This window comes from Paenibacillus yanchengensis, from assembly GCF_042684845.1.
In the GTDB taxonomy this organism is placed as follows: domain Bacteria; phylum Bacillota; class Bacilli; order Paenibacillales; family Paenibacillaceae; genus Pristimantibacillus; species Pristimantibacillus yanchengensis.
Window position 1 is genome coordinate 1 of record NZ_JBHUMH010000011.1, and the last position, 15,788, is coordinate 15,788.

Consider the following 15,788-nt stretch of genomic DNA (forward strand, 5'->3'; position numbering starts at 1 on the left):
ATTGACTGCTCCAATCCATTGTTACTAACGGTTTCTATCCCTTCATGTCGTTCCATCTCATCCGAGTTATCTGAGATCCTGCGAATAAGCGAGCATGCGTGAGTAATCCCGTTCAAATTGAGGGAGTGAGCAGTATGAAGTGATTCAAACTAACTATCTAGTTTTTTTATCATTTTGTAATTGATCAGTTTCACACCTTTACGTTCCACAGTTTGCGGACAAGTAGTCATAAAACCTCTCCGTTCAAAAAACTGTTTAGCTGTAATACTTGCGTCGGTAGCAATTTCAAGCAGATTTATTTTTTTCGCTTCATTTTCCAGTCTATCAACTAAAGCCGTAGCTATCCCTTGACCTTGATAACAATGATGAACGTATAATCTATCTAAATATCCACTATGTGTCATATCACTAAAACCTACTACTTGATTATCTACTTTTGCGACATAGGATAGATTCCGACCTAATGAAACCTTCCATGCAGCTAACTTTGCAGTCTTTTCTTCCAATGGTGCCCAAGCATTTAATTCGATTTGGGAATAACCTTTTGCATTAACCGAATGAACGGTTTCATAAAACAAAGAAACAATTTCTTCCGTATCAGCTTCTTCAAATTCTACAATAACCATTTTCTAGTATTCCTCTCTCTATTTTTGACGACTAGCATGCTATAAAGCGTATCCCATTCGCTCAGCACCATTTAGTTCCTTTTAGTGCAATATTATTAACACATTTATTTATTAAACCAATGGACATAGGCCCTAATAATTCTATTTATAATTGCTTAAGAGTACAGAACGTAATTTGATAAGTAAATTTTGTTCTCATACATTTAAATGTAGCTTCTGCAACAGCATTAACATATGGGCAACCTTTGGTACTTAGAGAGCGATCAAGGTACAAAACTGAGCTATCGTATATGTAAATAAATCCATGATCAGCGCTGCTTGCTTTAAAATATCGTTCTCCATCTTAAGTTGCTGAATTTCCTTTCGTAGTGTGATAAGTTCGTTTTCTTCTGCGGATCGATTATCCTTTTCTTTGAAAGAACCTGTCGTTTGCGCTTGTTTCATCCTTCTATCTAATGCTGATGATGTAAGCTCATATTCTCTCATAATTGACACTCTAGGTTTACCATTTTCATAGAGATCAACCATTTGTTTCTTACATGCTGCTGTGAATGTTCTTCTTTGTTTGGATAGGCTAGTAGTTCCACTCCTTCATCTATTTCTATTATTCTACTACCCCTTAATTTTTCTGTCTAACTTAGTATAGCCGATCCACTTTGCCTGCGTTTCGAAGACGATTGCCTATTTGATAGTCTTTATTTGAACTTATAGTGACGAAGAGCCTGCTGAATTACCTATTGGTTTGTCTATTTTGATTCAAAGATAGCCAAATCGCTCACGCCATAATCGAATATGCAACATATGTTAATGCTAGCTCATGAATAAAAGTGAGTAAAAATTTAAGAGAAATGAGGGATTATATTGTCACTGCCCAATATTCCAAGCATCACACCGACGATCAGTTTAACACGTGATGAAGTTGTAAATCTGGTTCTGGCCTCCATCGCTATGGAGGAGTTGGGATTAAGTCACATTATTAATGCTGAGGGCGAGAAGCTACAGTATGCCCTGGGGACATTGCCGGGGGCTACCCNTCACCCGCAAGGAGATGACGCTCCATGACAAGATGGAGTCGATTCTGGCTGCACCTACGCTCTTGGGACCAACGGGAGCAACCGGGCCAACTGGCCCCGCCGGCGGACCCGTAGGACCGACTGGAGCACCGGGTGCACCGGGAGCACCAGGAGCACCAGGAGCACCAGGAGCAACGGGAGCAACCGGGACAGCAGGAGCACCAGGTGCGACAGGGGCGACCGGGGAAACGGGTCCGGCTTTCCTGGAGAATGGCCAATATAGCTTGGCGTCGACTCTCGGACCGCTCACGACCAACCAGAACATTCCGCTGGCAACTCCGGGGACCTCGAACGGTGCGATCTCCAGCAACGGGGCGGAAATCATTCTGAACCCGGGCAAATACGAGATCTCGTATTCTGCAAGCGGATCCTTGTCCGTACCGGTAGAGCTTCGTGTGAACACTGTACCGATCCCGAACACGACGATCATATCTAATGCGGGAACAACGGCGAGCAATACGATCATATTCACCGTGACGGCGATTAATACGGTGATCGGCATGTATTTTATAGGCTCGGGAACCACGAATCTTGTCTTCAACGCAACAATCTCTGCTGCCCGTATCAACTAAAGAGAAATCGTCTTATTCAACGCTAAGGATAAAGAGTAAGAAATACTTCATACAAGGAGGAACATTAATAATGGCAATTGGCGAACTAATTACGTACAACGGGGCTGTTTATATTATTGTGAACAGTCCACCGTCCGGCATACCTGGTATATCACCGGACTATCAGCTACTTATACCGGCAGCAGCATCCGGCCCGACAGGTGCTACAGGGGCTACTGGCGTTACAGGAGCTACAGGCGCTGCTGGAGTGACAGGAGCTACTGGTGATGCTGGAGTAACTGGTGCTACAGGCGCTGCTGGAGTGACAGGAGCTACAGGCGCTGCTGGAGTGACAGGAGCTACAGGCGCTGCTGGAGTGACAGGAGCTACAGGTGCTGCTGGCGTTACTGGTGCTACAGGCGCTGCTGGCGTTACTGGTGCTACAGGCGCTGCTGGCGTTACTGGTGCTACTGGTGATGCTGGCGTTACTGGAGATACAGGCGCTGCTGGCGTTACTGGAGATACAGGAGCTGCTGGAGTAACTGGTGCTACAGGCGCTGCTGGCGTTACTGGTGCTACAGGCGCTGCTGGCGTTACTGGTGCTACTGGTGCTGCTGGCGTTACTGGTGCTACTGGTGATGCTGGCGTTACTGGAGATACAGGCGCTGCTGGAGTAACTGGTGCTACTGGTGATGCTGGCGTTACTGGAGATACAGGCGCTGCTGGCGTTACAGGAGCTACAGGAGATACAGGAGCTGCTGGAGTAACTGGTGCTACTGGTGATGCTGGCGTTACAGGAACTACAGGAACTACAGGAGCTACAGGCGCTGTTGGAGTAACTGGTGCTACTGGTGCTGCTGGCGTTACTGGAGATACAGGTGCTGCTGGAGTGACAGGAGCTACAGGTGCTACTGGTGCTACTGGTGCTGCTGGCGTTACTGGTGCTGCTGGCGTTACTGGCGTTACTGGAGCTACAGGAGCTACAGGTGATGCTGGAGTGACAGGAGCTACAGGAGATACAGGAGCTGCTGGAGTAACTGGTGCCACAGGAGATACAGGAGCTGCTGGTGTTACAGGAGCTACAGGAGCTACAGGAGCTACTGGCGCTACAGGCGCTGTTGGAGTAACTGGTGCTACTGGTGATGCTGGCGTTACTGGCGTTACTGGAGCTACAGGAGCTACAGGTGATGCTGGAGTAACTGGTGCTACTGGTGATGCTGGAGTGACAGGAGCTACAGGTGCTGCTGGTGTTACAGGAGATACAGGCGCTACTGGTGATGCTGGAGTAACAGGTGCCACAGGAGATACAGGCGCTGCTGGAGTAACTGGTGCCACAGGAGATACAGGCGCTGCTGGAGTAACTGGTGCTACTGGTGCTGCTGGAGTGACAGGAGATACAGGTGCCACTGGTGTTACAGGAGATACAGGCGCTACTGGTGCTGCTGGAGTGACAGGTGCCACAGGAGATACAGGAGCTGCTGGAGTAACTGGTGCCACAGGAGATACAGGAGCTGCTGGTGTTACAGGAGATACAGGAGATACAGGGGCTACAGGGGCTACAGGCGTTACAGGAGATACAGGGGCTACAGGAGCTACGGGGGCTACAGGAGTTGGATTAGACGGCATTAATACGTGGGACCCGGGTACAGCTGGTGACCTAACCGAGGAGCAAGTCATTTCCTATAATGGAAAACTATATGTAGTGGTCAACGCACCGCCTAGCGGAACACCTGGAACTTCACCGGATTATGAAGAAGTATTAAGTGGTGTGACAGGTCCGACTGGGGCTACAGGAGCTACAGGGGCTACCGGAGTTGGATTAGACGGCATTAATACGTGGGACCCGGGTACAGCTGGTGACCTAACCGAGGAGCAAGTCATTTCCTATAACGGAAAACTATATGTAGTGGTCAACGCACCGCCTAGCGGAACACCTGGAACTTCACCGGATTATGAAGAAGTATTAAGTGGTGTGACAGGTCCGACTGGAGCTACAGGAAATACTGGAGCTGCTGGCGCAACTGGGGCTACCGGAGTTGGATTAGACGGCATTAATACGTGGGATCCGGGTACAGCTGGTGACCTAACCGAGGAGCAAGTTATTTCCTATAACGGAAAACTATATGTAGTGGTCAACGCACCGCCTAGCGGAACGCCTGGAACTTCACCGGATTATGAAGAAGTATTAAGTGGTGTGACAGGTCCAACTGGAGCTACAGGTCCTCCGGGTGTAGGCTTACTAGGAAGTATTCTATTCAACCCAGGAGTCGCACCGACGTACAACGTTGGTCAAGTCGTCACATTCAATGGCAGCACTTATTTGGTAAATACCGCTCCGCCAACAGGCATTCCCGGCACTTCACCGGACTATACGTTGATTGCAGGAAAAGGTGCTACAGGTGCCACAGGTGATACAGGTGCCACAGGTGCCACAGGTGCTACAGGAACTACAGGTGATACAGGTGCTACAGGTGCCACAGGTGCCGGTGCTACAGGTGCTACAGGTACTACAGGTGCTACAGGAACTACAGGACCTCCAGGTTCAGGTTCTGCTGTATTAGGATACCTGTCCGTTATGTGGGGCACTGGCACTGGTCAAGCTTTATCACTCAATGCTGATGACCCCATTCCATTTAATAACGAACTTGTTCCTAGCACCACTCCAAATATTTCTTTTAATAGTGGAACGGGCGTGATTACTCTGCAACCAGGGGTTTATCTGGTTACAGGTTCATTGGGTTATGTTCTTAGCCCTAATATTGGAAATAGAACTATATATATAGCTCTAGATGGGGTGAAATTACTGGGTTCGGGGTCAGCATTTGCTTCTCCAACTACCTATGGGTATGGTACAGTATCACGCGTAGTGCGTGTTGAGACCACTAGTCCACTCACAGCGGGCAGCGAGCAGCCCGGCAATATAAGTTATAATAATGGGTATGATGCATCTCACTTGGAAATTGTACAACTGGCTTAGTGTTTATTCAGAAATATAATGTAGAGAAGCCTCTTTTGAAGTACCCTGTTACGGCTCAGTTTCCCTGTCGGGAAACTGAGCCGTTTTTTCTTGCTAAGGGTGACGTAGATGAGGGACTATGAATGGCGTGTGCAGCCGGAGGCTGTACTGCCATTCATAGTCATAAACTTTCGCTCATTTTTATATTAATTTTACTAAAAAGAAAAATATTGCAAAGCCCTCTTATGTCGAATCTTTTGACGGTACCTCAGAATGGAGCCAAGGGGAACACTCTTTATCGCCATGGATCCATCGTTGCAGGAACAAAGGGCCGCGTTTCACTACAGCCTCATTGCCCCTTTCGTTAATCGGAAACCAACCTACGCATCCTGCGAGCCGTACTTCAGGAGGCGATTCGCTTGCGTAGAGAGTGTCCCGAGCGCAACATCATATATAAACCGACAACATCATTTATTAGCTTGATCTCATTCCATTCGAGGAGGTTATTCTCGTGTATTTGTGTTTCCGATGACCCTTTCCATTGACGCTGCAGTTTAGAGCTGTAAGTCCGGAAAATGATGCGACGACGACACTCACATGTAGGCGTTATATTCGGTTGTGACATCTACTTTCCTCCCACCTCATAAATTCGTATAAGCAGTGTTCTGATCGTGCCTCTAGGGATTTTGCTCGAAGGGCTTGTCAGTTTCGGTCAGATTGTCAAGAGCGGCGAGCGCCTCCGGATAAGTGCCGTCTGCAAGACGCAATGCGCTCGTATAGAAACCGGCTGCCTGCTGATCGTCGCCAAGCGCTTCATGGCATTTTCCCATATAGAATAATGGATGGAAGCTTCCCGCTCCCTTGACCGTAAGATGTTGAATATTGGACTCTCCTAGAGAGAGACAATGCTCGAATGTTTGCAACGCTTGCGAATACCAGCCTTTCAGGTACAAGAAAACTCCTTTGAAAAAATGGAGATCCACATAATCCGGGTAAAGTTCGATTGCTTTATCGATTCCCGGCCAGGCGCCGTTAATGCTTCCGGTGGCAAGCAAAATGGCATATTTCAATTTGTACAGCATGGAGGGAGGCGTAGTACGCACTTGCAGAAACCGGACGATAGACAAGTTGACATACTCGAAAGCTTTGTCGTATTGCTGTACCCGATAATATTCACTTGCAATATGATATTCAAGCCATGGATTGGCTTCATCGTCTTTTAATGCTTTCTGAAGAGAGGTCATGTTGCGCTCGAATTTGTTTTTGGAGGATACGTAAGCGTCGAGGTAGCCATAATGACGTATGTTGACCGGAATGCTCCCCATCGCTGAAGCATGAAGCTCAGGCAGTATATCGGTAACATTCAACGTTTCATGGATGGAATAAATGAATTGGAAGCCCATACGGTTACGAAAGAGTCGAGGATGGTGAATCAGGTAGGCCTCGTTGTCGTTCGCGGTGGCTCCGACGTAATTGATCAGGCGAACCGAAAGAATCACCTCAGCCCTGCCTGCCAATAATTCCTTCAATGATTGTCCGTCTAGCGGAGCCAGTTCTTCGTCGGCATCGAGCCAGAAAATCCAGTCCCCTTGCGCCTTCTCCAGTCCGTAGTTGCGGGCATCTGCAAAGCTTCCGTTCCAGGGAAACGAATAAACATTGGCGCCAAACGAGCGGCAAATGTCGATCGTACCATCCTCGGAACCCGTATCGACAACCACAATCTCATCCACATACGAACGGATGCTGCTTAAACAGCGGCCAATAGAAGCTTCCTCATTTTTGACAATCATGACCAGTGATAGTGTCAGTGAATGCATCCGAAATACCTCCTTAAGGTGAGCTGCTAGTTTTTCCTTACGATCGCTCCTTCATCCTCGTCAAATTTTATAGCAATCTATCGGTCCACTTCATTTATATGTTTCCTTACAAATCTATAGAACCATTAGAAATAATTTGGCATCTACCATAAGATAGACATAGTACATGAAGCAGATGCCAAACTGTTCTAAACAAAAAGCGAAATACTAAATTTTTGACAACATTCAAGCCCTTACACCACTACTCCAAATACTTTTTGTACACTGCTAACGCTTCTGAAAACCCTACTTTCTCCAAATCGTTCAAGTAAGATTCCCATACTTTGTCATCGTTTATATTGAGGATGCCCATAATTACTTTGGTGGCAAATTGATAGGCGACATCTTCTAGGGCACTTACTTTTACATTGATCGATTCTTGTTCTTCTTCTGTTAGCGGTGCACTTCTTGGCATCACATTGTAGTTGTCTGCCACTTGTTCCATTGCTTCGACTTTCTTCAAATACATCGGATCTGATTTCATAAATTCTTCACTTTGGGTTAACCACCAGTCAAATCCATGTTGCTCGGCTACTAGTTGCCTGTTGTAGTCATCTTTATATTGCAAAGCTCCATCGACTTGTTCATAGGTTACACCTTCAAGCCCTGCTTGATGGAATAGCTGTCCTTCTTCTGTTGCTCCCCACTCTACATATTCCAATAAACGATCTAGCTTCTCTGGTTCTTTCGCTAGTTTGTTGCTAAAGATTGGACCGAACAATGCAAAGTTTACCAATTTAAAATCTAGCGCAGGTTGATCCGTTGCTTTTACATATTCTCGTGCGTACTCCCACTGCCCACCCGGAATATCCACTAGTTCATACGCAGGTTCAACGGTGTGACTAGCATATTGAAAATCCAATAACACTTGCCCGTTTAGCCGCTTCGTTTTCCATTGGTCTTGTGTAATGGTAGCAAACTCTCTTTCTACTAATCCCTCGGCATATAGTTTGGCTAGATACGACAGCATATCACGATGTTTGGTGGACGCTAATGTCCATACGACCTGATCTCCTTGATCTGGGTCATTCCAGAAACCTTTCGTATACGTATTGTGCGGATTACGGAATGCCTGTCTGAATCCAGTTATTAAGTTTTTAACTCCCGTATTTTCATTGCCTCCCCGCACACCAATACCAACATTTTGTGGATAAAGCTCTTTTAACTTTTTCAACACAGTATACAATTCATCCGTCGTCGTTGGAAAATTAGTAATGCCAGCTTTGTCAAAAATATCTTTGCGATATATCCACGTCATCGGATCACTACTAGAAGTGCTCGGTAACATATACAGTTTGCCATTCGTCGTTCCGAACTCCATCACTAACTCCCAATCTTCATCCGTAAATAGTGCACGATAATTCGGCAGCCGATCGATATAATCACTAATTGGCAATAAGTAACCGGCAGTCGCCCATTTTGCCACATTAGTCGGACTATTCATATTGGGGATAAAATCAGGATAATCACCCGATGCAAACATAACACTATACTTTTCAATACCAGCAGATAACGGAATCGATTGTAAGTCCCACTTCATTTCAAACCGGTTCTCTACTTCTTCCATAAACGTATTGGGCAATTTATTAGGAGGATATTTAGGCATCGTTGCCACCGTAACCTTCACAGCACTCGCTGAAGCTTCTCCACCCGTCGTTTGATTCGACTGTTTCTCCGTTGTCGCCGTATTCGTCGGTTCGGATTTACCTCCACTAGCACACCCGGTTAATGCTAACACAAAAGATAAAGCAGTTAGACCAATCACTTTGCGAATTTTATTCGTTAACATAGCGTTGCCCCCTTGGTTTTTCATGCTATTAGCCTTTCAATGAACCAATCATCATGCCTTGCACAAAGTACTTTTGGATAAATGGATAAACGAGCAGCATAGGAACGATGGAAATAACTAATGTCGCATACTGCACACTTTCCGGTGTAATCAATGAACTGTAGTCTTCCGCCAATGCCGTATTCCCTTGAGCAGCAAGTTGCTCTGCCAGTGTGTTTTGCAACACAATTTCTCGTAAAATAAGCTGCAAAGGATAGTTATCGTAACTACGAAAGTAAAGCATGGCAGAAAAGTAGGAGTTCCAATGACTAACCCCATAAAATAAAGCAATGGTGACAACAGATGCCATGGATAATGGCAGTACGATTCGCAGCAATATTTGAATATCACCACAACCATCCAATCGTGCCGCTTCTTCCAACTCCGCTGGAAAATTGCGAAAAAATGAAATCATAATCATTAGCCACCATGAGCTAACTAAAACAGGAATAGTAACCGCCCAAATGGAATCCATTAACCCCAGCGACTTTACTAATAAAAACTGTGGCACAATTCCACCAGAAAAAAACATCGGCATAATCGCTAATATTAAAAAGAATGGTCGAAAGACAAGATCGCTTTTGGACAGTACGTAAGCAGCAGTTGTTGTAAATAACACGTTAAGCGCTGTCCCCACGAGCGTAATAACAATTGAATTCATAAAAGATTTAACGATGTGAGCGTTTTCAAATAAAATAGTATAGTATGCGGATAAATTGAATTTTACAGGTAGCAAGCCTACTCTACCTCGAACAATTTCGGCTGGATCGCTAAAAGAGATCGAAACGACGTGCAATATCGGTAAAATCGTTATAATGACTACGGATATCATGACGACATGGACGACAATATCCAATATTCGAGAACTAACCGAGTGATCTTTTACCATAAGCTTTCGTCCGCCACCTTTCTTGCAATGTAATTGGCAGCTACTAAGAAACATACGTTTACAATCGCATTGAATAGATCAACGGCAGCACCGAAGCTAAAATCGAGCTCTACTAAACCACGACGATAAACAAAAGTAGAAAACACATCAGCAGTATCATACGTTAGCGAGTTATACATTAATATAATTTTCTCCGCCCCTACACTGAGTACCCCTGACATATTCAAAATTAAAGTAATGACTACTACCGGCTTTATCGCTGGCAATGTAATATGCCATATTTGTCGCAAACGGGAAGCGCCATCGATAACCGCTGATTCGTATTGCTCTGGGTCTACTTTTGACAAAGCAGCCAAATATATAACCGCCCCCATTCCCATCGATGTCCAGATGCCAGAAGAAGTAAATAAAAAGCGAAACCAACTTGCGTCAGCCATAAAATAAATCGGTTCCAGCCCAATACTAGTAAGTAATTGATTAACGATTCCGGAACCTGGGGAAAGAATCATTTTCATCATGCCAACTACAGCAACGACAGATAAAAAATAAGGTAAATAACTAACCGTTTGCACGAACGCTTTATAAAACTTTTTCCGAACTTCATTTAATAACAAAGCAAATAAAATCGGAATAGGAAAGCCAAATAAAATACCGTACAACCCTAACACAAACGTATTGCGTAACAGCTTCCAAAAAAATGGCCCATTCACAAAATTAATAAAATGATCAAGTCCAAACGTCCCCGTCCACTTCGAATAGAAAACTGCTTCCACAAAACTTTGACCCTCTTGCAACTTGAAATTTTTAAAGGCAATTAACACACCATAAATCGGCACATAATTAAAAATAATAAAGTAAATAACAGCAGGTAGTAATAGTAACAATAGGACTCGTTGTTTTTTAATTTTGGACAGCAAATATCTCCATTTCTCATGTCGGGTACTTTTCAACTTTGCTTGTATAGCCGTTTCGTTCATCCGCGCTCCCCCCTTTACTACATGTTAACTGCGCTATGACAGCGCTATCAACATCAGCATATGCGGAGCGTTAAATTTGGTAAAGGTACATTTCATTTGGAGCATACTTTAGTTTTTTTATACGTTATTTTTCTTGATCATTACTGGTTTTTTCGATAACTGGTCGGTTGAATGCCATATACCCTTTTGAATGCCCGACGGAAAGTTTTGTCATTGCCATAGCCAACCGTTTCGGCGATCATAGCTATCGATTGATCCATATCTGTTAGCAATACTTTCGCTGCCTCCAAACGCAATTGCTCCACGTACTCCGAAAAAGTAATGCCCATATGTTCTTTAAAAAATACCGATACAAAGCTTTCCGATTGTTTACACTGCTCGGCTACTAACGATAAACTCAAATTATAATCGCTATAATGTTGATCGATATAATCCTTAATCGAAGTAAATAATTGATGTTGTTTGCGTAACCGTTTTTCATGCACTTGCATACAACAGTTTTTCAAAAGTAACGTTACTTGGGCAAATGAAATACTAATTGTGGACAGCTCATTTCTATCGTTTCGCTCAGGCCAAACTTCATCCCATACTGGCTTAAACTGGTCGCCTAACTTGTAAACGGTAGCTAGTAACTCATCCAATAAAAGACGTTCATTCTTTTGACTTAATTGACGCAACTGATAATTTTGAATATCTAATTGTGTCAGCCACTGCTCCAACTGTTCCAGATCGCCTGTTTGAACACTTTTCGTTACCAGCATTTCCAATTCTAACGGATAATAATAGTGATCTGTCGGTAGCTGCAGCTGCTCATAATGATGAATCGTCACGTGCTCCAACACTTTTTCGCTATCTAATACTTGTAATGCTTCGTTATAAGAACGCCAAATCTGCAGCGGTTGGTTATAAAATAAACCTGTCGCTATCGCCGTCCGACAATAATATTCATGCCACCAATCCATTTGCATCGATTGTAATTGCTCTGGCCATAATGTCGCATTCGCCACTTGCTCCGTTATAACATAAACAACTGCTAATTCCGCTTGCCCCAATCGACAAATGTAACCTACAGAAACGAATAACTCCTCCAATTGTTCCTGTATGACGCGCAATAATTGTTCTTCGTTCAACGCCGCTTTTTCTATGTATACATTGGGCAGTAATTTTACAATAGCTACCGCGTACCAGTTTCCAGCTAAAGCTAAACCTGCTTGTTCAAAATGATGACTTAACTCCCCCGCATCAGCAAATCGTCCGCGAATAGCCCGCTCCAAACATGCTTGCTGCAAAGCACTTTTTTGCTCATTAGCTCTTATTTGCAACATGGTATGATGCTGTACGGTACGAGTTAAAGAACGAACCGAATCATATAACTCTGCTACTGGTCGACTACTTCTATAAGCTAACCAAAGTGCTGCTAATGTGCCTACGATAAGCCCAATCGCCAAAATCATCATATTTAACCTTTTCAAATTATCGGCTTTAGCGAAAACATGTTTGGTAGGAATGCCAATTTGATACTGCCATCCGTTATAAGGGGAATGATAGCTCGTTAACAGTAATTCATCCTGCACCTTCGTCCGTATTTCTCCTACTGTAGCAAGCTGTAGCTCGCTTGGCAGCTCATGATGCGCTCGGTTTTCTGCCACTAATAACTGTTGCTGTTCATCCCATATCATCGCAAATGCAGACTCTTCCGCTAATAATTGTTGAAACAATTGTGTAATACTTTTCTCTTCTATGAATATAACGATTGCCCCATCTATCAACTGCTGGTTACTCATAGGTAACGTACTAATATAAGCTAAATATGGCTCGGTATGACTGCGATTCGAAACACTTTCCAACCGGATAAATTGATTGACACGCTTAGTTGCAATCGCTTGTTTTATCCAATCAGCGTACGATTCATCATTAATACGAAGTGGCAAATCGGTGAGCGACCATACCGCATCTTTGGATAGGACTGCATCACTATGATTAAAATGAATAAATAATTGCGAAAAAGTTGGGCTCGTCGATAACATACTTAGTTTGTTTTTTTGCAGCTCAGAAAACTGGTAGATCACTTCTGGCTGCCAAGGATAGTCAGCTGTAATCATCAGTTGCAATACGTCTGTATCGAGGGACAACAATGCTACTGTTTCTTTAATTTCTGACAACACGTCATGCAAAGCTGCTTCACTCTGGGTAAGAATCGTCTCATTCAACTGTTCAGCTTCTTGTTTCATCGTATAAATGGACTGTTGATACGCATAAATACTAATCGTTAAAGAAACAAACAAAAAAAACAAATACGACCATAAATATTTATGAAAAAAAGTACTTTGTTTCGTTTTGTCTATCTGCATACCTTATCCCCCCACAAAAAAACTACCTACAATTATAAATTCATTGCAAGTAGTTTATTCTCGATAAGTAAATATAACACCTTTTTCGATAACTATTTTAGAAAAAATAGCTTTTTATCCTGTCGCACGCTGTGAATTCCGAAACTCTCGGGGAGATTGCTGCCAAAACTGCTTAAAATGTTTATTAAAATAAGGAATGGAATGATAGCCACATTCCAATGCGATAGCTGTAATACTAAGATTGGATTGCTTCAACAAACGAGCTGCCATTTGGATACGCAAGTAATGGACAAATCGATTCGGTGTTAAACCAACTAGTTTACGAAAATCAGCGTAAAACTGGGTCTTTCCTTTACCGACTGTCCGAATTAACACTTGCATATCAATATCTTGGTTCGCATGTTCTACAATATAAGCAATCGCCTCATTCATACTAGTATCCGTATAGACACCTGTTTCATCTGTCGCTTCAGATAATAATAGTTGCTCACGCAGTAAAGCATGTAAACTAGCTAATACATCTATCACTTTAGCATATCGCTTTAATCTATTTTTCTCCTCTTGCTGTACTTGCCAAGCATCGCAAGCCGCTTGCACCAGCGAGCGCAGGACGATGGAATCATTTTGCAAACACTGTGTTTTCTCTAAAGAATAGAAGGATGCTAATAAACGATCGCCGTCTGGCAATTGGTGAATGAGTGTCGGTGAAAAGGTAAATCGCAAACAGGTAAACCATTGGTTTTGTTTGGGTATTATCGTGTATGTTGTTTCATACGGTCGAAATAGTACTATCCCGCCTGCTCGAGCGACGAATCGATGTTCGCCACATTGATATACCGCTTCTCCCTGCACGATGACATGCAGTTCCAAATTATTTTCGGGACGATATAATTGTTTACTCGAGCTAGTAACGATACGGTTAATGTCCCAATTCATGATCTATCATCCTCCTGTTATGCACCTTTATCCGTTACCCTTTGACAGAACCAGCAGTCATTCCAGAAATAATATACTTCTGACCGAGCAAATAGATAATGATGACTGGCAATGTTGTCAGTACAATATCTGCAGATACTAAATTCCAGCTCACTTGGAATCGTCCAAAGAAGTTATAAACTGCTAACGTCATTGGCCATTTCGCAGAATCTTTCAAGTAGTACAAGGAATGGATAAAGTCACTCCACGCTCCCATAAAGTTCAATATAGAAACCGTAGATAGCACAGGCACTAATAATGGAAGAATAACGGAAACAAACAATCTGATCGGTGAACAACCATCGACTATGCCCGCTTCATCCAACTCTTTTGGAACCGAACTAACAAACCCATAAATTAAAAACACGCTAAACGGAATTGCCGACGCTGCTAGCATTAATATAATACCTAGCTGTGTATCGATTAAATGAGTTATTTGCATCACTTTCATCAATGTAACAAAGTTAACCGGCATCGCTATTCCCATAATTAAATAGAAGTACAAAAACTTATTCCATTTCGTCCGATTACGGGAAAATATATAAGCCGCCGCTGCTGCAAACAATACACTAAGAATCGTCGAACCACCGGCATAAAGTAAACTGTTAAAAAAAGATTGAAATAGCTTTCCTTCTTGTATAACAACTAAATAGTTTTCCCATTGGAATTTGGCAGGGAGCGACATATTCATGGAACTAGCTTCGCTTCTCGTTTTTAAGGAGTTAATGAGTACTAAGACAAGCGGCGAAAGCATGATAATACTTAACAACCAAGCAAATATATTGCGGGCAAGTGAAACAATAGCTTTACTCCCTCTCATCATTGGTCATCCTCCCTTGCCATGACACGAATTACAAAGTAACCGAGTATCGTCATTACGACAAATAGTGCTGTAGATAAGGCTGTTCCCATCCCATAATTTCCTGAGGAGAATTCTTTAAATATGGAAGTATAAATAACATCCGTTGCATCTCCTGGACCACCATTGGTCAACACATATACGACTTCAAATACTTTTAATCCGTGTAACATATTTAGTACAGTAGTTACTAGCAACGATGGAATCAATAAAGGTAACGTCACGTGAATAAACTTTTGCCATCCATTCGCTCCGTCGATTGATGCTGCTTCATAATACGTTTTGGATATCGACTGCAATCCAGCTAACAAAATAATCATAATATAGCCGACACCTTTCCAGATGTCTACAGCTATAATCGATTTAAACGCCCATGCCAAGTCAACAAGCCACTTTTGGGTCATTACATCTAGACCAATGAAACGCAACGTTTCGTTAAGCAATCCTGTCGCAGGATGAAGTATCGATTTGAAAATCAAACCAACTACAAGCATAGGCAAAATCGATGGAAGAAATAGTGCTACTCGGTGAAAACCTTTCATCTTTATTCCTTCATTTAACGCAATCGCGAACAACAAACCTAGCAATGTTTTTAAAATAACGGTACTAACTGTAAAGATTAATGTGTTTTCAATAAACCCTACATAATTTGTATTACTGGTAAATATTTTTTTGAAATTATCAAGCCCGATAAAATTAACTTCTGTTGTATAGCTGTTCCAATCGGTAAAGGAATAATAGATCCCCATAACGCCGGGTGCTACAAAAAAAATCGTATATAGTACAATTGCCGCTATTGCAAAATAAATTGGGTAAGATTTACGGATCATTGTAATCCCCTCATTTC

At 43.1% G+C, this 15,788-nt stretch carries 11 protein-coding genes and 1 pseudogene; 2 read left to right on the forward strand and 10 right to left on the reverse strand.

The window, feature by feature from the left end; translation table 11 throughout:
- Positions 1-149 precede the first annotated feature (149 nt).
- On the reverse strand, positions 150-626 hold the full coding sequence (locus ACFSTH_RS03150) for a GNAT family N-acetyltransferase (protein WP_377769653.1): 477 nt from the start codon (positions 624-626) through the stop codon (positions 150-152).
- A 321-nt stretch (positions 627-947) separates the two neighbouring features.
- Positions 948-1,154, reverse strand: a pseudogene (locus ACFSTH_RS03155) (transposase); the annotation flags it as partial.
- Between the two features lie 769 nt (positions 1,155-1,923).
- Between ACFSTH_RS03155 and ACFSTH_RS03160 the strand changes: the two are divergent.
- Both ACFSTH_RS03160 and ACFSTH_RS03165 read left to right on the forward strand, forming a co-directional pair.
- A complete protein-coding gene (locus ACFSTH_RS03160; protein WP_377793593.1) occupies positions 1,924-2,271 on the forward strand; it encodes a hypothetical protein in 348 nt (115 codons plus the stop codon).
- A gap of 70 nt (positions 2,272-2,341) precedes the next feature.
- A complete protein-coding gene (locus ACFSTH_RS03165) occupies positions 2,342-5,227 on the forward strand; it encodes a beta strand repeat-containing protein (RefSeq protein ID WP_377793595.1) in 2,886 nt (961 codons plus the stop codon).
- A 656-nt stretch (positions 5,228-5,883) separates the two neighbouring features.
- Here ACFSTH_RS03165 and ACFSTH_RS03170 read toward each other — a convergent pair.
- The 8 genes from ACFSTH_RS03170 to ACFSTH_RS03205 all read right to left on the reverse strand — a co-directional run bounded on the left by ACFSTH_RS03170 (position 5,884) and on the right by ACFSTH_RS03205 (position 15,771).
- Positions 5,884-7,023, reverse strand: coding sequence for a glycosyltransferase (locus ACFSTH_RS03170; protein WP_377769649.1), 1,140 nt, complete (start codon positions 7,021-7,023; stop codon positions 5,884-5,886).
- A 241-nt stretch (positions 7,024-7,264) separates the two neighbouring features.
- Complete coding sequence (locus ACFSTH_RS03175; RefSeq protein WP_377769648.1) at positions 7,265-8,851, reverse strand: extracellular solute-binding protein; 1,587 nt, start codon at positions 8,849-8,851, stop codon at positions 7,265-7,267.
- 28 nt (positions 8,852-8,879) lie between these two features.
- Positions 8,880-9,779 carry a carbohydrate ABC transporter permease gene (locus ACFSTH_RS03180; protein WP_377769647.1) on the reverse strand — a complete coding sequence of 300 codons (900 nt, stop codon included), beginning with the start codon at positions 9,777-9,779 and terminating at the stop codon, positions 8,880-8,882.
- Positions 9,773-10,756 (reverse strand): ABC transporter permease, encoded by a 984-nt coding sequence (locus ACFSTH_RS03185; protein WP_377769646.1) that lies wholly within the window; start codon positions 10,754-10,756, stop codon positions 9,773-9,775. The genes ACFSTH_RS03180 and ACFSTH_RS03185 overlap by 7 nt, the downstream gene beginning before the upstream one ends.
- 140 nt (positions 10,757-10,896) lie before the next feature.
- Positions 10,897-13,107 carry a helix-turn-helix domain-containing protein gene (locus ACFSTH_RS03190; RefSeq protein ID WP_377769645.1) on the reverse strand — a complete coding sequence of 737 codons (2,211 nt, stop codon included), beginning with the start codon at positions 13,105-13,107 and terminating at the stop codon, positions 10,897-10,899.
- Between the two features lie 114 nt (positions 13,108-13,221).
- Positions 13,222-14,043, reverse strand: a complete 822-nt coding sequence (locus ACFSTH_RS03195) for a helix-turn-helix domain-containing protein (protein WP_377769644.1) — start codon at positions 14,041-14,043, stop codon at positions 13,222-13,224.
- A 34-nt stretch (positions 14,044-14,077) separates the two neighbouring features.
- The gene (locus ACFSTH_RS03200) at positions 14,078-14,905 is read right to left on the reverse strand and encodes a carbohydrate ABC transporter permease (RefSeq protein ID WP_377769643.1); all 828 of its coding nucleotides are present in this window, start codon (positions 14,903-14,905) and stop codon (positions 14,078-14,080) included.
- Complete coding sequence (locus ACFSTH_RS03205; RefSeq protein ID WP_377769642.1) at positions 14,902-15,771, reverse strand: carbohydrate ABC transporter permease; 870 nt, start codon at positions 15,769-15,771, stop codon at positions 14,902-14,904. The genes ACFSTH_RS03200 and ACFSTH_RS03205 overlap by 4 nt, the downstream gene beginning before the upstream one ends.
- Positions 15,772-15,788 lie beyond the last annotated feature (17 nt).